11 protein-coding genes and 1 tRNA gene are annotated in these 20,722 nt (G+C 54.4%); 6 read left to right on the forward strand and 6 right to left on the reverse strand.

The features are described 5' to 3' along the window. Window position 1: 1 nt before the first annotated feature. From ACT3R7_RS06630 to ACT3R7_RS06655, 6 genes are read right to left on the reverse strand one after another with little or no spacing between them, the layout of a single operon-like run. Window positions 2–1,342: an aminotransferase class I/II-fold pyridoxal phosphate-dependent enzyme gene (locus ACT3R7_RS06630; protein WP_496198912.1), complete on the reverse strand. Its 1,341-nt coding sequence runs from the start codon at window positions 1,340–1,342 to the stop codon at window positions 2–4. After that, a complete protein-coding gene (locus ACT3R7_RS06635; protein WP_496198913.1) occupies window positions 1,339–8,712 on the reverse strand; it encodes a type I polyketide synthase in 7,374 nt (2,457 codons plus the stop codon). The genes ACT3R7_RS06630 and ACT3R7_RS06635 overlap by 4 nt, the downstream gene beginning before the upstream one ends. Beyond that, window positions 8,709–10,379: an LTA synthase family protein gene (locus ACT3R7_RS06640; protein WP_192539580.1), complete on the reverse strand. Its 1,671-nt coding sequence runs from the start codon at window positions 10,377–10,379 to the stop codon at window positions 8,709–8,711. The genes ACT3R7_RS06635 and ACT3R7_RS06640 overlap by 4 nt, the downstream gene beginning before the upstream one ends. Before the next feature lies 1 nt (window position 10,380). After that, on the reverse strand, window positions 10,381–11,187 hold the full coding sequence (locus ACT3R7_RS06645; protein WP_225736323.1) for an SDR family NAD(P)-dependent oxidoreductase: 807 nt from the start codon (window positions 11,185–11,187) through the stop codon (window positions 10,381–10,383). Then, a complete protein-coding gene (locus ACT3R7_RS06650) occupies window positions 11,184–12,419 on the reverse strand; it encodes a capsule polysaccharide biogenesis protein (protein ID WP_192539579.1) in 1,236 nt (411 codons plus the stop codon). Before ACT3R7_RS06650 ends, ACT3R7_RS06645 begins: the two co-directional genes overlap by 4 nt. Window position 12,420: 1 nt before the next feature. After that, window positions 12,421–14,424 carry a capsule polysaccharide biogenesis protein gene (locus ACT3R7_RS06655; protein ID WP_192539578.1) on the reverse strand — a complete coding sequence of 668 codons (2,004 nt, stop codon included), beginning with the start codon at window positions 14,422–14,424 and terminating at the stop codon, window positions 12,421–12,423. Between the two features lie 254 nt (window positions 14,425–14,678). Here ACT3R7_RS06655 and ACT3R7_RS06660 point away from each other — a divergent pair, with 254 nt between their 5' ends. The 6 genes from ACT3R7_RS06660 to ACT3R7_RS06685 all read left to right on the forward strand — a co-directional run bounded on the left by ACT3R7_RS06660 (window position 14,679) and on the right by ACT3R7_RS06685 (window position 20,701). Further along, a complete protein-coding gene (locus tag ACT3R7_RS06660; RefSeq protein ID WP_496198914.1) occupies window positions 14,679–16,694 on the forward strand; it encodes a diguanylate cyclase in 2,016 nt (671 codons plus the stop codon). Between the two features lie 111 nt (window positions 16,695–16,805). Continuing rightward, on the forward strand, window positions 16,806–17,753 hold the full coding sequence (locus ACT3R7_RS06665) for an AEC family transporter (RefSeq protein ID WP_496198915.1): 948 nt from the start codon (window positions 16,806–16,808) through the stop codon (window positions 17,751–17,753). A gap of 68 nt (window positions 17,754–17,821) precedes the next feature. Then, a tRNA-Arg gene (locus ACT3R7_RS06670) sits at window positions 17,822–17,898 on the forward strand. A gap of 174 nt (window positions 17,899–18,072) precedes the next feature. Further along, window positions 18,073–19,308, forward strand: coding sequence for a tyrosine-type recombinase/integrase (locus ACT3R7_RS06675; protein WP_496198916.1), 1,236 nt, complete (start codon window positions 18,073–18,075; stop codon window positions 19,306–19,308). Window positions 19,309–19,644: 336 nt separating this feature from the next. Then, window positions 19,645–19,950, forward strand: a complete 306-nt coding sequence (locus ACT3R7_RS06680) for a hypothetical protein (RefSeq protein WP_496198917.1) — start codon at window positions 19,645–19,647, stop codon at window positions 19,948–19,950. Further along, a complete protein-coding gene (locus ACT3R7_RS06685; RefSeq protein WP_496198918.1) occupies window positions 19,934–20,701 on the forward strand; it encodes a hypothetical protein in 768 nt (255 codons plus the stop codon). The genes ACT3R7_RS06680 and ACT3R7_RS06685 overlap by 17 nt, the downstream gene beginning before the upstream one ends. Window positions 20,702–20,722: the final 21 nt, after the last annotated feature.

Raw genomic sequence — 20,722 nt, forward strand, 5'->3', positions numbered from 1 at the left:
GTCAGCTTTTGGCTTCGGCAAGCAGTGCGGCAAGGGCATCTAACGTTTGGTCAATATGGGCCTGAGTGTGAGCATAGGAGAGGAAGAACCGCAGCCGGGCGCTCTTTTCAGGCACGGCCGGATGCAGGATCGGCTGAACATTGATGTGGTATTGCTCCAGCAGCGTATGGGAAAGATGCGCCGCCAGGGGCGAGCTGCCTACAATAATGGGCACTACGGCAGCACCAATGCTATGGCCGGTATCCATGCCGTGCTTTTTAGCTTGCTGCAGGAAGTAGCGGGAAATCGTGTGGAGTTTTTCTACCCGCTCTGGCTCCTGTTGCATTAGCTCAAGCACTTTGATGGATGGCGCTGCCACTTGGGCAGGCATTCCCACGCTGTATAAAAAGCCGGGTGCAAAGTAGCGCAGCGTTTCTACCAGGGCTTTATTGCCCGCAATGTAGCCACCGCAACCAGAGAGCGTTTTGCTCATGGTGCCCATCCAGATATCGACATCACGCGGGTCGATGGCAAAGTACTCGTGAAGCCCTAAACCGTTATCGCCCATAACGCCAAAAGAGTGCGCTTCGTCGACCATCAGCCATACCTGGTGGCGCTTTTTAAGCTCGATAAAGCGCGGCAGGTCAGGGATGTCGCCATCCATGCTGTAAAGCCCTTCGATGACCACAATCACACGTTCAAACTGATGGCGATGGCGGCTAAGCAGCGCATCAAGCGCGTCGGGGTCGTTATGCGCAAACGACATCCGCTTGGCACCGGAAAGCTGCGCGCCGACCAATGAGCTGTTGTGAATATACTCATCGTGGAGCACGAGATCTTTAGGTCCTAGCAGGTAGCCAAGCGTTGAAACGTTAGTGGCATGCCCGCTAACAAACGCAACCGCATCATCGACCTGGTACGCCTTGGCGATGGCCTGTTCAAGCTCATGGTGAATCGGTCGTTCACCCGAGACTACCCGGCTGGCGGATACCGACGTGCCATAGCGAGCCACGGCATCGCTGGCTGCCTGGTTAACGCGTGGGTCGCCCGAATAGCCAAGGTAGTTGTAGCTGGCGAAGTTGATGCAGGGCTGCCCTTGAATAACGCTGGTTGCTCCGGCAACGCCTTCGTGCACTTTAAAGAAGGGGTCTTTTAACCCCAACTGTTCGGCGCCCTGGCGCAACATGGCAAGCTGCTGATAGCCAGGGTGGGCATCAAATCGCGTAAAGCGCTCGGGCACCGGGCTTGAGGATGTGTCGTAGCCCGGAGAGGAGCTGGCAGCGTTGGTGGTGGCGCGTGGCGTGGTGCGTTTACGTGCCTGTTCCAACAGCTGCCGTTTTAAATCAGAGCGCTTGGCGGTCATGGTGTCTCGGTCGTCGATGATGTTGAGGCAGGCTCAGAGAGCCCGTCAGCCCCGTGGCGAGCGGCGAGAGAGGCTAACGCATCTTGCGGTGCTTCTTCAACATCATCGTCATGCTGGTGGAGCTTTTTAATCAGCACACCGGCAAGCTTATTAAGCGTTGAGGCCTCGCTGAGTACCATGACCGGCACCTGAACGCCCAGGCGGTTTTCAATCGCGGTCATCAGCTCAACGCCCATTAACGAGTCAAAGCCCATATCGTAGACCGAGCGATTAACGTCAATCTTCTCCTCGTCGATCAGCAGAATACTGGCAAGCTCTGCGCGAAGTAGTTCTGTCACCGTAGTGTGAAGCTCTTCCGGCGAAAGGTCGGCAAGCAGAGCGCTGATATCATCATCGCTTTCATGACTGTTATCGTCATCACTGGCGCGGGCTATCTCGTTAAAGCGCGGCGCATTGGCCGTCGGTAAGAAGCGGGCCAGCGCGCCCCACTCAAGCTCCAGTACGCCAAGGCTTGGCCCGGGAGTTACCAGCATTTGCTCAAGTACATTGAGCGCATCGTCAGAGCGCAGGGCAGAACCGCCTAAACGCTCTTGCAACGCATCACGTGTACGCGGGTTGCGGGCCAGGAAGCCAACATCTTCAATCGCGCCCCAGCGTATGCAGGTCGCAGGAAGACCAACTGCCCGACGATTGGCTGCAAACGCTTCAAGCCAGTGATTGGCGGCCACGTAATTGGCCTGGCCTGGGTTGCCGAATAGCGTAGTCGCTGATGAGTAGAGGATAAAGAAATCCAGCTGCTCGTCTCGTGTTAACGCATCGAGATGGCGGGCGCCTTCAATTTTGGGTGTTAATACCTTTTGAATACGCTCGGCATCCAGGTTACGAATCAAGCCGTCGTCGATCACCGTGGCGGCGTGCACGATACCGCGCAGCGGGCCAAGTTCAGCGTTGGCACGTATCAGGACGCTACCCAGCGCATCGCGGTCGGTAATATCGCAGGCAGTTGCCAGTACCTGAACACCTTGAGCATTAAAGTCAGCGATAGCGGCTTGCGCTTCTTCGCTGGAAGGGCCGCTTCGGCTAAGCAGAATCAGCTGGCGAGCGCCTTTACTGACCAGCCATTGAGCGGTTTTAAGACCGAATCCGCCTAGGCCGCCGGTCACCAGGTAGCTGGCATCGTCGCTAAGGCTTAGCGTTTCATGGCCCAGCGCTTCGTTTTTGGGCGGCGCAATGGGCTGCTCATAGGTGACGACGACTTTGCCGATCTGGCGCGCTTGCTGCATATAGCGGAAGGCGTCGATCACCTGGCTATGGCTGAACGCGGTAAACGGTAGCGGGCTAAGTGTGCCGTCGTTGAACAGCGCCATCATTTCCCCAAACAAACGCTGGGTAAGGGCGGGCTGCACCTTCATCAGCTGGTCGGAGTCGATACCGAAATAGCTCAAGTTATTGCGGAACGGGCGCAGGCCGATATGCGTATTTTCGTAGAAATCGCGTTTACCCAGTTCCAGGAATCGACCAAAGGGGCGCAGGGCGCGCAGGTTTTGGTTGATAGCTTCCCCGGCAAGCGAGTTCAGTACGATATCGACACCTTCACCTTGGGTATCTTCAAGGATCTCTTCAGCAAAGGTCAGCGAGCGCGAATCATAAAGGCGCTCAACGCCCATCAGGCGTAAAAAGTCACGCTTCTCTTCAGAACCTACCGTGGCGTAAATTTCCGCGCCAAGCCACTGGGCGATTTGTAGCGCAGCAATACCCACGCCGCCTGCTGCACCATGAATCAGGACTTTTTCGCCCGGCTCCAGGCGAGCCAAGTGTTTTAGCGCGTAGTACACGGTAAAGAACGTGGTGGGAATAGTTGCGGCGGCAGCGTAGCTTACGCCTTCCGGCAGCGGCGCCACCGCGTGCTGGCTGGCAATCAATCGGTCACTGAAACTCGCCGGGCCAAAGCCAACCACGGCTTGACCTGGGGCGACGTGAGTAACGTTATCACCGACAGCGACGACTTCGCCGGAGAATTCAAGGCCCAGCGTCGGCCCGGCAAAACCGTTCTCGATCGCCTCATCAGACAGCAGGCCGAGGGTGTACATCACGTCACGGAAGTTAAGCCCCGTGGCTTTTACCTTGATTTCAACGTCATCGGCCTTGAGCGCGGGCAGCTCACGCGGGCGCCACTGTAGCTGGCGCAACTGGCCGGGAAGAGCAAAGCCGAGGGTCATTGCCTGCCGCGCAGAGGTGCCGTCAACTATCGGTTGAGGCGCCGGTGCCGGCAAGGTGCGCAGGCGGGTGGCAAAACGCTCGCCGCTAGCATTAATGACGACTTCGTTTTCGCTATCCGGCGCGGACAACGAATCGGCCCATGCACTTAGCGCAGCATCACTGACGTCGTCAGGGATATCCAGCAGGCTGGCGGTATGGCCAACGGCTTCATTGGCAAGCGAGCGGCCAAAGCCCCAGAATGCGGCATCATCAAACATGTGGGCTTGCGTGTGCTGCGACTGCCACAGCACGCTAACGCCTTGAGTGGTCAACCATAGCGTTGCCGAGGCAAGCCCAGCGGCTTCCAGAGCCAGGCTCCACTGCTGAGCACGGTGGCAGCGCAGCGTTTGCGCGGCGGTGCCGGTGTTGCCAAGGTCGCGCAGATCAATCACATTCAGCGTTTGGAGAGCGTCACCCCATTCATCCAGCGAATTTTGTAACAGTTCACTGGGCGAGCCGTCGCTTTGCTCAACGATCACGCTTGCCTGACGCGCGGTAAGCGCGTTGGCAAGGCGCGCCGCGAGCGCTTGGTTGGCGTCATCGGTCACGATTAGCTGGCAAGCTGCATTCGCGCTGCTTCCCGTTGCCTGTGCAGATGACGATTCGGGCATCTGGGCATGCAGCAGATACGCGCCGGTATCACTTTCTTCAAGCTCGATAGGGGCTGAAACGCTAAAGCCTTGGGCGCTTAGCCACTCGCTTACCGTGGCGGGTTCCAGAGCCGTTTGATCAATCCCCGGCGTGGCTAGCACATCGTCTAGCCAGCGGCTGGGGGCAACGCCCACCATCATGATATGTGCCCCAGGCGCTAGCTGCGCTGGTAGGGCTTCAATCAACTGATACGTGCGGGCAGGCTGGGTGGCATCCGCGCTGATAAAGGCTAGCTGGGCTTTTTCTGCGTTTGCTAACGTCGGTGGCGCATCATCCAACGACTGCACATCAATTAACGGGTAACGCTCTTGCAACTGCTCGGCCTGATGGCGTGCGCTGTCATGCGTGGTGATCACCCGATAGTGATGATTATCGGCTAGCGGTGAGCCGGCCAGCTGTTCCAGCAGGCGTTGCCCCAGCGCCGGTGCGCATGGGCCAGCTTCAAGCAGCTGTAAGCGCTCGCTTGCACCCAAGGCGCCAAGCGATGCTTCCATTAGGCTGCCCAGCTCGCTGGCAAGCACCTGCCAGCCGCTTTCGCCAACCAGCACGCGGTTAAGTCTTGCCAGGTGCTCTGTCGAAATACCCAGCGTATCTAGCTGGGTAGAGCCATTTTGCAGCGCCTGACGATGCAGGCCGAGCCGGCCTACCAGGTGAATCGGCGCAAAGTAGTCAGGGTAGTCCTGTACCAGCAGTTGCCAGATCGTTTCAGGCGGCAGGGCTTCGTCGTTACCCTCGACGGTAAAGCCTTGCTGGGCAAATGCTTCGCTGAGGCTATCCAGTAATGGGGCGACTGCCTGAGCATAACGCTGGCCGGTATGCGTCGCGTAACGATCGCCCAGCCCCGCCAGGCGGCTTAATGCCTCGGCAGGCAGGGGAAGCGGCGAAGCGCTAAGCGGCGCTGGCGTCAGCTCAACATCCAGGTAGCTAAGCTGCTGGTGGTGAGCGCGGTTCAGGCGTATCGCCTTGAAGCGTGTCTGGCTCAGCACGGCAACGGCGTTACCTGCCGCGTCATAAAGTTCGAAGTCAGCGGTAAACGAGTGGGGTGCACGTTTGCCCATCACAGCACGGGCCAGTACCGGCGTGCCGGCCTGGGTATTGACCTGTATACGGCCTACTCGAACGGGAACAAATGCAAGCTGGGCGGCAAATTCGCTGTGCTGTGCCAGCAGTGGAATAAACATCTGGAAAGCACTATCCAGAATGCCTGGGTGCACGTGAAGCGTCGATAGCTGTGCCTGAACGTCGCTGGATAAGTCGATAGCACCGATCACGGCGTTATCTTCGATCCAACCGTGGCTGATCGCCTGGAACGCAGGGCCGTAATGCAGGCCGATGCGCTCAGCCAGGTGTAAGTGATCCGCCAGGGTGTAATCCGGCGCGCGCGTAGGCAGTGCTGGCGCTTGGCGATTGAGCAGAAAGCCGCGGCTTTCGTGCATGTTGCGTGCTACTGCGTTCAACTGCCACTCAACGCCGGTGGCCGGCTCGCGGGAGTGAATGGCGATGCGCCCGTCATCCGGGTTAAGCGATAAGCGCAAGGTGCGGCCATTGGGGCCGTCCAGCAGCAACGGTGCGCGAATTTCCAGCTCTTCGATATCTAAAAGCGGGGTATCTTTCTGCTGCAGCGCGGCGGCCAGAGTTAACTCAACAAAGCCTGCCCCTGGGAATACCGCGCCTTCACCCACTACATGGTCGGCAAGCCAGGGCTGGCGTTTGGTATCCAGCTGGCTTTCCCAGGTGTGTTCTTGCTGTGCCAGCGGATAACCCAGCAGCGGATGCTGGTAGTAGCGGGAAAGCAGGCCTTGGCCGTCTTCGGTGCTGTTGACCCAATGGCGTGTGCGCTGCCATGTGTAGCGCGGCAGTAATACGCGCTGGCCTTCCACGGGGAAGATATGGCGTATATCAAACGTTAGCCCGCTCAATAGCAGCTGGCTAACGCTTTGCTGAAGTTTTTCAAGGCCGGGTTTGTGACGCTCGATCGTGCCAATCACCAGCCCGTTACGCTCTTGCTGGCGCAGTGACTCATTAAGATAGCGACGCAGGATGGGGTGAGCGCCAATCTCTACAAAAACGTTATAACCCTGTTTAATCAGCGCGGTCGCGGCGTGATCGAATAGGACCGGTTCGCGGATATTTTCCCACCAATAGGTAGCACCTAAGGCGCTACCTTGGCTGAGTTCGCCAGTGACGGTTGAGTAATAGGGGAGCTGCGTCTCACGTGGCGTAATCGTGCTTAATGCATCAATCACGCCACTTTGAATACTGTCCATGGCCGGGCTATGGAAGGCATAATCCAAAGGCAGGCGTTTGGCAAAGGTGCTTTGCTCGCTTAAGGCTGCCTCAAGCGCGGTTAATTGGTCGTTCTCACCGGCCAGCGTAATCCCTTTAGGGCTGTTAATACCTGCCAGACACACCTGATTGAATTCTGGTTTGGCAAGCAAGGGGGCAATGTCCTCAGCGCTCATGGCAACCGCGGTCATGCCACCCATGCCCCGGGTTTTGCCTTGATAGAAGCTGCGGTAATAGATCACTTTTACCGCGTCTTCAAGGCTTAACGCGCCCGATGCCCAGGCGGCGGCGACTTCACCCACGCTGTGTCCAAATACCGCTGTCGGCAGGACGCCTTGCGCTTTAAGCCATTCGGTTAACGCTACCTGCAGCGCAAAAAGAGCGGGCTGGGCAATTTCGGTAAGCTCGAAGCGGTTCTCACCGTTTTGACCGGTAAGCTCGGCGCGTAGTGAAAAATCGCCGTACTGCTGGAACAGAGCATCTACACGATCAATTGCCTCGGCAAATACCGGGGCCGACTCGAGCAGGTCACGGCCCATGGTTTCCCATTGGCAGCCGTTGCCGTCATACACAAACACAGGCCCGCGGGCATTGGTTAGCCGCTCCAGGGTGGTGACGCTTGTGGTCTCCCCCTCGGCGTATTGGTTTAGCGCCGCGGCGGCCTCTTCTGGCGTTTTAGCAAAGCAGAGCGCACCAAATGCGTGCTGTTCACGATGATGGAATAGCGTATGGGCAATATCGTAAAACGCATTGCTGCCATCATTAGCGCTGTCTTGATTATGGCTGGCGGTAAAGTGCGCCGCGAGATTCTGGGCCGTCGCGGTAAGCGCTTCCTGGCTTTTGGCACTTAGCCGAATAGGCACGGCGTGGGCGGGCGCTTGGCTGGGCGCTGGTAATTTTTCAGGCGCACTTTCCAGAATGACGTGGGCGTTAGCGCCGCCAAAGCCAAACGAGTTAATCCCGATCACCAGGCGACCCTCTTTTTTCAGGGGCTGGGCTTTGGTGACGACGTGCAGGTTCCATTCATCAAATTTAATGCGCGGATTAAGCTTACGAATACCGATGGTGGCGGGCACTTCGCGGTGCTGCAAACTGTAAAGTGCTTTGGCAAGACCGGCTACCCCTGACGCGGTTTCCAGGTGACCGACGTTGCTTTTAATAGAGCCAATCGGGAGCGGCGTTTGACGATATTTGCCCAAGGCTTCGCCAATGGCGCGAGTTTCTATCGGATCACCCACGGCGGTGCCCGTGCCGTGAGCTTCCAGGTAGTCGATCTCATCGGGCGCAATCCCTGCCTGCGCGTAGGCACGGCGCATCAGGTCGATCTGGGCGGTAGGGTTGGGCACCGTGATGCCCGATTTATGGCCATCGGTATTAACTGCCGAGCCCGCCACTACTGCCAAAATATTGTCGCCGTCAGCGATGGCTTGGTCGTAGTCTTTGAGCAGGAAAAGCCCGGCGCCTTCAGAGCGTACGTAGCCGTTGCCCGCTTCATCGAACACCTGGCAGCGACCGGTCGGCGACAGCATGCTCGCCTTGGAGAAAATAATAAAACCGTACGGGTGAAGGTGAAGGCTAATGCCGCCGGCCAGCGCCATGTTGGTTTCACCGCTGCGAATAGACTGGCAGGCCTGGTGAAATGCGACCATGGATGATGAGCAAGCCGTATCCAACGACATGCTGGGGCCATGCAGGTCAAACACGTAAGACAGACGGTTTGAGGCAATGCTGGATGTGTTGCCCGTGGCGGTCGAGGCATCGATGGCCGCCATGTCATCGGCCATACGGTACGAGTAATCAAGGCTGGCAACGCCTAGGAACACTCCACACTGGCTGCCACGCAGGCTGCTTGGCACGATGCCAGCGCTTTCCATGGTTTCCCAGGCGAGCTCTAGCAGCATGCGCTGCTGAGGGTCCATATTGGCCGCTTCGCGGGGCGAAATACCAAAGAACTCAGCATCGAATCCACTAATATCACCAAGGCTACCCGCGGCAAACGTGACGCTGGTGCCGGGATGGCGTTTGTCCGGGTGCCAGAAGGCGTCATGGCTCCAGCGGTCAGGCGCCACTTGGGTAACTAAATCTTTCTCGGCTTGCAGGTCCTGCCAGAACGTTTCAGGGGTGGTGCCGGGGAAACGATGGGCGGCGCCGATAATGGCAACGCGTTTAGTCATTCTTGCTCCTGAGGTTCTGGTTCTGCCTTGATTACATCGCTACTTATACCGCGTCCAAACGCTTGTTTAAATAGCTGGACGCCAAGTTCGCTGGCTTCCAGCGCGTACGGCTCATGCTGGTGTTGCGCTGTATCGCATGATCGTACCTGAGACTGACTGGGCAATTCCGTTGACCATATCATGTACGGGGTATGACCTTTAGGCGGTGAAAAGTATTCATACGCTGCCGGTAGAATCGGCACATGATCGCCATACCAGCCTAGCAGCCCCGGCCTTTTAGCCTCATTCAGGGCGGTTTTGACATTGGCCAGCATTTTGTCGGCCTCGCCCAAATGGCGCAAATACACAGATAAATCGCGCATGTGCGTGGGCAGTGGCCAGGGCGCTGTGGGCAGCGTAGCCGCTAAACTTTCTTGCTGAGGCGCTTCCAAGTGTAGCGGGCCATGGTTTTCCATGGTAATGACGAATACAAAAAACGGTCTATTATCGCTATCTTCAAGCAGTCGTCCAACCTTTCGTGCCACGGCTAAGTCGCCAATGTACTGGCCTTGCTTATCGCTGCTCTCAAAACTGCTGATATCGATGAACTGATCAAACCCTAAGAGGGGGATCACTTTATGACGCATATAGAAGCTGGCGGGGTAGGGGTGAATACATACCGTACGGTAACCCGCTGCCTGAAACGTGCTCGCAAGGCTGGGAAGTGGATGACGTGACAGCGTGCGATAGGGGTTAAATTGGCGCGGCCCCCAGGCGCTGGGTGAAAGCCCGGTGAGTACCGCGCATTCCGTGCGCACGGTATTGGCGCCCCAGGCAGGCACACTTAGCTCCCCATGCTCTAGGGCTTGCTTACGCGTCGCATCAAAATGCGTTAACAAGCTGCCGCTGACATCTGCATACCAGGGGCGCGGATCAAAAAACGATTCGCTTTGCACCAACACGACATTGGGCCGTGCTTCTGATGAAGCATCGCCGTGTAACGGTGTGCGGTGGTCTTCTTTCAGATGATGGGCTAACTGATAAAACGGCGATTGTTCCGGTGCGGGCGCGGAGGAGCGCATTAACGCAACGCCGTAGGCCCAAAGGCTTGCGAATAGCCCCAGACGGTTCATGTCATCAACAGGGTTCAGCGTAATTGGCGCAAGCGCTCGCCAACCCAGCGTAATCAGCAGCACGCCTGACACGCTTATCAGCAAGCAGTGGGTAATAAAACGCTGCCCGCCCCAGCGCGATACTAGCGAAGGCTCCCAATACACAAACGCCCCAATAGCTGCCGCTCCCGCACCAATCGCGGCAATGGCAAGGCCAGTACCAAAAAAAGGTACATAAAGGCGGGGATGAAGAATAGCATCCCAGAAGTATTCAAAATCGTGGCAAATAAACGGTTCGTTCAGCGTGCGTGATTTGGTATTGCTGGATTGAACGACGACAAGCTGTAGTGAAAGAATAAAAATTACCGCAAACCAGGGGCGCTGAAGCACTAAAACAAATACGCCAAACAGCAATAGCCAACTGCCCAGGTGCACGCTGTTGGCCGCCAAGCCGCGCCGCCAAAGCGGTTGAGGGCGCGGGCTAAGCAGCGCTTCAAAAACGATCGTTCCAAGCAGGCCTGTTAATAGAGGCCATAGTAGCTGAAATAGTAGCTGAATAGACAGTGAGGTGGTCATCTTAGCCACCCCCTGAGTGGTCAATATGATCAAAGCCCAGACGTTTGATCAGCCACTGGGAAACCCCAGCAGGAAGTACCGCCAGCCACCAGGTGCCGAAATTAAGCGGGAAAGGGAAGCTAATGCGCGCCCGGTTAGCATCGATCGCGCGTTTGATTACCTTGGCTGCCCGCTCCGGTGGCCATTCGAACGGCTTGGGGCCGGGCATGGCGTTGCACATGGGTGACGTTACATAGCCAGGCATTATCACGGTCACACCGATGCCGTGAGGGGCCAGCAGGCCGCGCAGGCCTTCGCCGTAGGCTTTAATGCCTGCTTTGCTGGCGCTATACGTCGGTGTGGAAGGCAGGCCGTGCCACCCGGCAAGCGAACTGATAAACACCAGCTGACCGCTGCCCCGCGCCTGCATCGCGGGCACCAAATGCTGAGCCATGGCGATTGGCGTTTTGAGGTTTATATCCAATAGGGCCTGCACATCGTCCCAGGGTTCCAGCGACCCTGATACTTGGGGATGGGTGTTTTTACCCGCGTTGGCTATCACGATATCCGGCAGGTGCTCTGCACAAAGGGCATGAAGCCACTGCGCGAGCGCTGCCTCATCAGTAAGATTGACCGAGGCAGTGGTTACTTGTGCACCCTGTTCGCGGCAGGTGTCGGCTAGAGCCAAGAGTGCCTCTTGCTGCCGGCCATGCAGCACTAAATGGGTGTGCTGGTTGGCGTAGGCTTTTGCCAGCGCACCGCCAATGGCGCCCGTCGCCCCGGTAATCAATACGCAGCGCTGGGCGCCGGATGTTGACGCGATGCTCAAAGTAATTTCTCCAGCGGCGATGGGCAGGCTTCCAGTATGTGGGCTGCATTGTTGACCGCGAGGTCAATGCTGGGCTGGCAGTAGAAACCGCCGTTGACCTGTACGGTATGCATCACCGTGTTGCGGAAGTAGTTAAAAAGCTCCTGACTTGGCTTGGGCGGCTGATTCCAAAACTCATTCAGACTTCCTTCATAGGTAAGCCCGGCGAGGTTGTAGATCGGGTCGCTCAGCGCGAAGGTGGGGCACTGCTTCTCCAGAGAAACAAACCCGACGGTGCTGTTAACCGTTACGGTACCCAAGGCATGTTTGATAAGCGTGTCTAAATTACCTGACTCCAAATAGACGATGCGCTCTTGCAGGCCGTAAAACTGGGCCAATTGTTTAATGATGTTGGCATAGTTCACCAGCCCCATATCCAGCGGATGGTTTTTTATGCACAGCAGCGCATCGCCAGGCGCATGCTCGGCAAACGACCCCATTACATGATCCATCACTTCCTGCATATTGGCATAAGGCGAGTGGTCACGAATCTGGGCATCCGTATTTAGCTGAAGCGGCAATATAAAGTAAGGCTTGGCGCTTTCAATCAACGTTTTAATACGCTGGGCGTCGCGCTTTTTCCACTGCTTCAACAGCGTAAAACGCTTGATGTAACCAGCGTACTCGACTGGCGCCGTAATGGGCGCATGGTTACGATAATGCGGCGCCACCAACGGGTTGGCTAACCCCGCCAGATGATAGGCAACATCGTGCATGGCGCGAATCTTAAACGATGAACGAAAGCGCACGGGTGGGGGCATTTCAGGCAGCGCTTTACCCGTTTCATAGAACCACGTGGGGTCACGGGGTAAAAGCGAATGCCCGTTAACACCATCGCGCTCAAGCGTTACCCAGAAAGGGCGAAAATAGCCCTCTTCAAATACATGCGTGCGCACTCCAGCCTTTTGGGCATTATCAACCGCAGGCCGGTGAATAGGCCGACGGTCGCCAAACATTACCTGATCAGTGATCGCGTAGCGCTGCCAGAGTGATTCAATATAGGCCGGCAGTTCACTTAATGGGTCGCGAAATAAATGGTTTTCACTATGCGTCCGTTGCCAGTAAGCAATATCGCCTGCGTTGAAGTTGACCTTAACCACGCGGTGGCCGTCGTCAGAAAGCCTACGTGCCAAACGCTGATAGAAGGGCGAGCAGACCCCTTGTAAGAATAAGAATGCGCGCTTTTGCTTCAACTCAATGTCTTCCAATCAATAAATTACGGTAAAGCCGGTAGAGACGCTGCTTCCATGTCAGCGTCGGCTGGTATGTTCTTGCCTGTTCTAAAAGACTAACGACGGTTTCCGCATTGCAAAGCTGGCGGCTTAACGGGTCTACATAGCCCGGGTAGAGAATTAACGTGCCTGCTACCAGCGCATCGAGCGATAAACGGCGTGAACGGCGCTCGCAGCGCATGGCATCCTGCGTTAATCCCCAGCCAGCGTAAAAAGGCATGCCATAGGTTACGACCTCGCGGTGGCGTAATAGTGCCTCAAATCCGGTTAATGAACTCATGGTGTGAACCGCATCGACGCGCTCTAATAGTGTCGCGATATCCATATGGCTGGCATCTAAATCATACAGGCGTTGGGTATCGGGTTCGAGTGCCCCTATGCGCGCGCCACTTATCACATCAGGGTGTGCTTTATAGATGATGTAGGCGTCAGGGTTGGCCGCGCGAACCGCTTTTAAAAGCGCATTATTAGTACGTATTTGAGGCGAGCCCATGGCGATGGAGGCGTCACTTTCGACTTGGCCCGGTACCAAAATCATCCGCTTATTGTACGGCAAATCGATAGAGCTGTGCCCGCGGACGTTGTATTTGGAAAGCTTTAACGCCACCAAGCGCTCTCGCAGCTGCGCTGCTCGTTCAAGCAGATCATCGCTAAACGCTGTGTGCTGGAGTAGTGTTTCCAGGTCACTTGGCTGGTTCGGGTCGTAATAAATGCCCTGGGCGTCAATCACTAGCGAAAGTGGCTGGGTAAGATCCACGCCCAAACCCACTGAGCGAATGAAACCATCCTCGATTCGCCATATGTGGGGCATTAGCGCTGCGTGCTGCTGCTCGAATTTTGGGTCAATACGGCTGGACCACACTAAAAGTTTTTGTGCAGGCGGCTTATTGGGCAGCGCCGCTTGATAGGTAAGCTGCGCCGCGCCTCCCATAAAATGATGAATAAAACGCCGCTTCCAGGATGAAAAGCCGCACGCCAGCCACTCGCCGCACAGCCGCTCCTGCTGGCGTTTTTGATCAGCAATTAGTGCGATGGTGTCTTCTAATGTAGAGGGCTTAAGCGTGTAGGGGTTGGCGTAGCGCGTATAGCGTAAATAGGCTGCCGCAAACACTTCATTTAGCGACCGCTGTTTACGTCGTCGTGAGCAGGGAACTTGGTCTTGGGTTAATCCCCAACTGGCATAGAAGGGCAAACCAAAACAGTGAACGCGTTTGCCCGCCAGCAAAGCTTCAAACCCCAGTTGGCTGGTAACCACATACACCGTATCCACCTGATCAAATAGCGCCCAGGGGTTAACATCTTCACTAATCAAGCGACAGCGCGGATGGTTTTGTGCGTTTAACAGGTGCCCTTGTTTTTTACCGGCAATGACGTCTGGGTGTATTTTGACCAGAATTTCAGCGTCTGGATGGTCGTTCAACGCGGCTTCCAGCATGCGCTCGAAGCTTTCTGCACTTGCACCGCCAAATTCAATCGAGGCATCACCTGCGGTTTGGTCAACTACCAACACCCTCGCCAGGGGCGAGTAGTCTATAGTAATGTCCGGTGCATGATTGTATTTTGAAAGGCGATAGCGGGAGAGCTGCTTGATACATCGCTCGGCATGATGAATTTCGTCTGATGTAAACGAAGCGGTATTTAGCCAGTTTTCGAGATCCGAGGGCCGTGAGGCATCATAATAAATGCCGGTATGGTCAACCACTACGCTATGCGCTTGAAAGCCGGCCACGCCAAGGCCAAGCGAGCGTAAAAAGCCGTCTTCCAGGGCGATATAAGGTAGCCGGTGACGTTTGGCATAACGCCTTGCAGCAAGGCTTGTCGGTTTTAGGCCCCAGCCAATGACGGCATCAGGCTTTTTTTGAAATGATCGTAGGCGTGAGAAGTGGCTAAATTCAGACAGCAGAGCGGGAAGCGTGTCTATTTTACCAATGCCTGCTGATGTGTAACCTGCCGTGCTTTTCGCCATGAGAGGATCGTCGTTAGTAACGGGATAATAAGCTAGGCGAGCGAACATACGTGAAACCGGCGCGCTTATCAATTGAGCGCAGTAAGTACTTACTAATTTTTACCAAATAGCACAAATAATCGAATAGTTTAAAAATAATAGAATTAACTTTGTTTTAATCAACGCGCACAATAATGATGTTTTTGGTAATTTAGTATTAACTCGAATAATGAGTGGTGTGCAAGTACAGGGAAGTATTCAAAAAAGGATAATAGGTGCTCTTGTCTTACCCATTAAAGAAAATACGTTCTTTGAGGACGCTGAAAGGTCGGCTACTGCTGGGACTTTCAGGAACCTTATTGTTGCTGGTTGCACTGCTGTTGGGTTTGGCATGGCAGGTGGGTAAAACCCTGGTGCTTGAAACCAATATGGCTCACTTGCGCTACGAAGCACGGCTCTTGGCAGATGAGGTCACTCAGCAAGTTGAGTTACGCATTGATGCACTGCAGCGTCTAGACCGAATTATTGGCTATAGCGATGATCCCGAATGGCTAAGTTACGAGCTGCGCCACAACGATACCATGATGGCCTGGTTTGATGGCATTGTGGTGATTGGTAGAGATGGGCGCGTTATTGCTGACTGGCCAAGTGTTGTGGGACGCGTAGGGCTTGATACGTCTGATACCGAGTTTTTCAAAATGGTGCGTGGAACGCGGCAGCCGCACATGAGTGAGCCTTTTACAGGCCGAGCCAGCAATGCACCTATGGTATTGGTGAGCGTGCCGCGTATTAATGATAGCGGCGAGTTCGTGGGCATGGTGGGTGGTGTGCTCAGTCTTGATTCAGGCGGGCTGTTTAGCCGTTTGGCGAAAGTGCGTCTAGGTGAGCAAGGCTATGCCGGTGTGGCGACTGCTTCTGGAACCATACTGTATCACCCGGAGGTCACCCTGATTAATACTGAAATAGCGGTTCCCGCGGCTAATCCTTTATTGGATCAGGCGCTTGACGGTTGGCAGGGGGATGGCGTTGGTGAGTTGTTTAGCGGACAAATAGGCTTGCAGGCCTATACGCAGGTATGGCCCGCAAACTGGATTATTGGCCTTTTTTTACCCAATGAGCAGGCGCAGCTACCGCTATCTGGGTTTATTCATAAGCTAGGATGGATGTGGGTATTTCTGGCCATTTTGATGATGCCAGTACTGTGGTTTTTATTAGCGCGTATATTGGCTCCGCTTCAGCACTTGGAGACTCAAATTGGTGAAGTTGGGGCAGGCAGCCGTGAGCGCGTCAATCTGGCTACGGCAATGCAGGAGCTGCAGCAAGTCGCGACTACTTTTAATCGCGTAGAAGAAGAGCGACAAACGTTAGTTAATCATCTGCAAGAGCGTCAGGCATTTCTCGACTCCGTATTGAGCGCCGTCCCACAAGGAATGTTTGTCGCTAATTTTGATGGTGTCATCACCTATATGAACCCGGCGCTATTGGAAATGCTGGGGATCAAGGCTGCCCGACCCGCTAAGGACTGGTTAAAACAGATCCACCCTGACGATTTTGATGGAGCAAGGGATATGTGGGAGCATAGCTTGAAAAATGGCAGTGATTTTGTTCGTCAGCTGCGGTTTATGCATGTTGATAATGAAACGCTGTGGCTGGATGTTCATGCGCGAGTGGTCATGCTAACGCAAGGCGGTCACTCCCTGGGCTTAGTCGGCGTCGTTAAAGATATTACTGAGCGCCGCCAGCAAGAGGCACTGCAGCGCTGGGAAGCCGAGCACGATCCGTTAACGGGGCTTTTAAACCGGCGTGGTTTTGAACGCCGTCTTGAAGAGGCGTTTGCTGATTTCCAAAAAACCAGTACGCCGTCAGCACTGCTCATGTTCGATTTAGATCACTTCAAACCGATTAACGACGAAGGGGGGCACGCGCTAGGCGATGAGATGCTGCGTCGGATTGCTCAAATTGTCGCCTGGGAAGTGCGCCGCAGTGATCATGTGGCGCGCCAAGGCGGAGACGAGTTTGGCGTATTGCTCCCTAGCTGTACTCTGGGGCAGGCACAAATAATTGCAGAGTCGCTGCGTCAGGCGGTCAGCGAAGTTTCGGTTACTCATTTAGACAAAGAGTACCGGGTAACGCTCAGTATTGGGGTTACCAGTTTTGATGATAGCGATACCAGTATCGAAGATGCTCTTTCACGCTCCGATTCTGCCAGTTATGAAGCAAAAGGGAATGGACGTAATAGCGTGGTCATTCGAGAGTCAACTGAAATGGACCCTATGCAATTATTTAATTAGCCACGATAAAGCATTAAAAGCCTTAAACGTAAGCCAAACGGAGTGATTGCGGCGACAGCATATCGGTTACAATAGAATATTAAGGCGTGCTGAATTAGTAGAGACAATGCTGTGAACCTACTTGAATTATTTGCCCGAACTCTGGATATCACGCTGCCGGTGTTTACCATGGTTTTTTTGGGTATTGGGCTAAAGCGTCTTGGCTGGATTGACCGGACGTTTGTATCAACGGCGTCTGCGCTGGTCTTTAAAGCCACCCTGCCCACGCTTATTTTTCTTAGTTTGGTCAAGGCGGATCTAAGCTTTGCGCTGGATATTCCGCTAATGCTGTTTTTTGCAGCTGCCACACTTGGCCAGTTTTTCATTAGCTGGTTATGGGCGTGTTTCCGTATTCCCTACGCCGAGCGGGGCATCTATATTCAAGGTGCCTTTCGCGGTAACTGTGGGGTAGTGGGGTTGGCTTTGGCGGCGGGTATGTACGGTAACTACGGGTTATCGGCGGGCAGCCTGCTCGTTGGCCTGGTCATCGTGATGTATAACGCGCTATCTGTCTGGATACTGGCAACCTATCAGCCAGGCCAAGCCACCGATTGGCGAAGCATATTAAAAAATATTGCCATGAATCCGTTGATTATCTCGGTATTGGTGGCGCTGCCGTTTACCGCGTTTTCTATTTCACTGCCGCGTTGGGTGATGACCTCTGGCGACTACTTTGCTTCATTAACTCTGCCGCTAGCACTCATCTGTATTGGCGCCACGCTTTCAGTATCGAGCATTCGGGATAAAAGCGAGGTTGCGCTGGGTTCTAGCGTCATGAAGATGGTGGTTCTTCCCGTGATATCGACGGCTGCGGCGTGGGTTCTAGGCTTTAAAGGCGAGCAGTTAGGCTTATTGTTTCTGTTCTTCGCCAGCCCCACCGCCGCTGCCAGCTTTGTCATGGTAAAAGCCATGGGCGGCAATGCAGCGCTCGCCGCAAACATCATTGCGATCACCACCTTGATGGCCAGCATATCCATTACGCTGGGCATTTTTGCCTTGCGTTTGCTGGGTTGGGTGTAAGAAGCAGCCTGCGCGGGTTGGAGTGTAATCTGTAACACGCTATACTACGCGCCCCTTCTGTAAGCAAAGTCCCTGTAGCTCAGTAGGATAGAGCAGCCGCCTCCTAAGCGGCAGGTCGCAGGTTCGACTCCTGCCAGGGACGCCATACCACTTCTTCTAGTCTCCCCACGTTACACCAAAAACCTGATAACCATGCGGGTTTAACCCTGACAGCCTACCTATAGTCACCCCATCTTACCCCCTCTAAAACCATGCTTTTATGTATGCGAGAGTGTATGCTGGCAGGTAATAACTTTCTTCGCATACATAGAGGCGGGGTATGAAGCGTTCTGAGGTACGTAGCAAGCCGCTCGCTGAAAGAGTTGTGGCTGCCCTTGAGCCGGAAAGTAAGGCTTACCGTATTAGCGATGGTGCTGGGCTGTACCTGTACGTTAGAACTGATGCTACCAAGAGCTGGGAGCTTCGGTATCGCAAGTCTGACGGTAAGTACAGTTGGCTGGGGTTGGGTAGTTATCCCGATGTTAAGCCTAAAGAAGCCCGGCAACGCGCCACTGAGGCTAAAGAGCTAATAGCCAAGGGAACGACACCGCGCCAGCACAAGAAAGCACAGGAGCAGCAAGCGCAAACGGCTAACCGTGAAACGGTGGCCGCCTTGATGGATGAGTGGCATGACATGAAGGCAAAGAGCGTTGACGCAAACTCTTTACGCAAAGTGTGGCTCTCTATTCAACGTCATCTGATCCCTGCCATGGGGCATGAGCCCATTTCTCGCATACAGCCCGCATACATCCTTGAGTTCTTCCGCAAGCTGGAAGCACTGGGTATTCACGCGACTAGTGCCAAAATCAGGCGCGCTCTTGCCGAGGCGTTTGATATGGCGGCTTTTGCCGGGCGTGTAACTTCTAACCCTGTACGAGGCGTGGAGAGGTTCATCGAGTCAGGGAAGGGAAGTAACTACGCTCACGTACCCCAACCAGAAGTGCCGGCCCTTGTTCGTGCCATTGATCAGTACCCCCGCAGTCCACAAGTTCGGGTTGCCATGCTACTGCTGGCGCTTAACGGTTGCCGTCCAGGTGAGTTAAGACAAGCGGCATGGTCTGAGTTTGATCTTGATAAAGCATTATGGGACCTGCCCCAAGAGCGAACCAAGAAACGGCGCGCCATCCTGATTCCACTGGCGCCACAAAGCGTGGAGCTACTGAAAGAACAGCGCCAGCGCAGTGGTTCGTTTGAGCTGGTTTTTCCCAACCGTAACGATCCGCGCAAACCCATGAGCAATATGGCCGTTAACAAGGCGCTTGAGCACATTGGATATGCAGGCCGTCAAACGGGGCATGGGTTTCGCCACATCCTGTCTACCGCTTTGAATGAGCGTGGCTATAACGCTGACCACATTGAGGCTCAGTTAGCACACGTAACAGGCAATATCCGTGGCACCTATAACAAAGCCCTTTATCTTGAGCCGCGCCGCGCAATGATGCAGGCGTGGGCAGATGAGGTATACGGCATGATGGGCGGCGCCAGCAAGGTAGTGGCCTTTAAAGCGCGTGGCTGACGCCAAATGGTTGAACGTGGATAGGCTATGGGGTGGCAGCGAGGCGAGCAAAGTGCTAAATATATGTCATGGATAAATAGCCAGTGTTGTTATCGCTGGCGCTTCATCGCACGTCGCGCACGTTGTTTTAAAGCGGTGACAGTGGTGGCGGCGGTGACACATTTGATTATTAAGGCTTTTTTCTGTCACCGGTATTGATTTGTCAGCGGTGACAGCGGTGACAACGGCATATAGGTAATGTGCCTATTGTTTGGCTGGCTAGGGCGACGGCCTGAAAGCGCGGAGAACTCCACCGTGTGAGCCAGCCACCTATTTTTGGAGTGCGTGGGAGTACGCATGGCATTAGAAGATGTTATAGCCAAACGGTATCAAGACTACATAGCAATTGAAGAAGTGGTAAAGCAGATAGCTAAGGAGTATGAGTGCTCCGAAGAAGACGCTCTATTAGTGTTATCAGATGCCATTAGAAGCAATTCTTCGAGGACATTCCACGGAACTTTTTTTTGCAGCCTTTCCATTTATAAAAGAGAAAAATTAGGCCCAGAGCGGTTAGATGATGTTACTGAGTCAGAGGTGCTCGAGAGCCTTTCCCAAAGAAATATTTCCTTACAGGAGGGGCTTGAACATGTCATACCATTCTGATTACCAACGCTTCTTATTTGATCGCGGTGAAATTGCCTCCTTTCTAAAATCGGCGGGTTACCCTCTTCAAAAGCTGGCTAGTCCAACTGACGATGCGACTGCTCAGGCGCCACATTGGATGCGGATATATGCTGCTAAAAGTGCTTTACGTACTTATGAAGCGGCCTGGATTATGGAAGGTAAAGAGCCACCAAGTTATTACCCGAAGACACATCTTGTTGACGCTAATGAGAGGCGCAATCTTAACGCCATTAATGATTCCGTCTTAATGGGCGATATTGCGACCAAGAATACGCAAGATCATATCGATGATGATCCACAAACTTGGTTTTTAGATCATCTATCAGTTATTGCATGGTGCCAGCGTGCTGGTTATGAGTGGCCACTGGCTCAGTTTATGCAATCGAAGCAGGCCGACGTTGAGCAATCTGCTGGTGACTCTGAGCTCTTTGCTCAAACCGCTAGCCAGCAAAGCCAGACTGATTTCAAACAAGAGATTGATGAGCTGCGGGAAGAGGTGGCGGAGCTCCGTTCTTTAATCGAGGAGCTAAAGAGGTCAGTACCATTGCATCCTGGAGGCTTAATGGGTAAGGCAATCGAGGTTCAGCATAAATACTGGCAAGACCCAGATAACGATCGCCCAAAATTAGAAGTGATTGTTAGCGAGTTGAAAGCGCGCAACCCTGAATTATCAGATGCTAGAGCAAGAGCAATTGAAGCTGTGGCCTGCCCAGTTGATCGCAAAAAATAGCCAGCCATCCAACTTTTACCC

The organism is Halomonas sp. AOP43-A1-21, assembly GCF_052376775.1.
Lineage (GTDB): Bacteria > Pseudomonadota > Gammaproteobacteria > Pseudomonadales > Halomonadaceae > Vreelandella > Vreelandella colorata.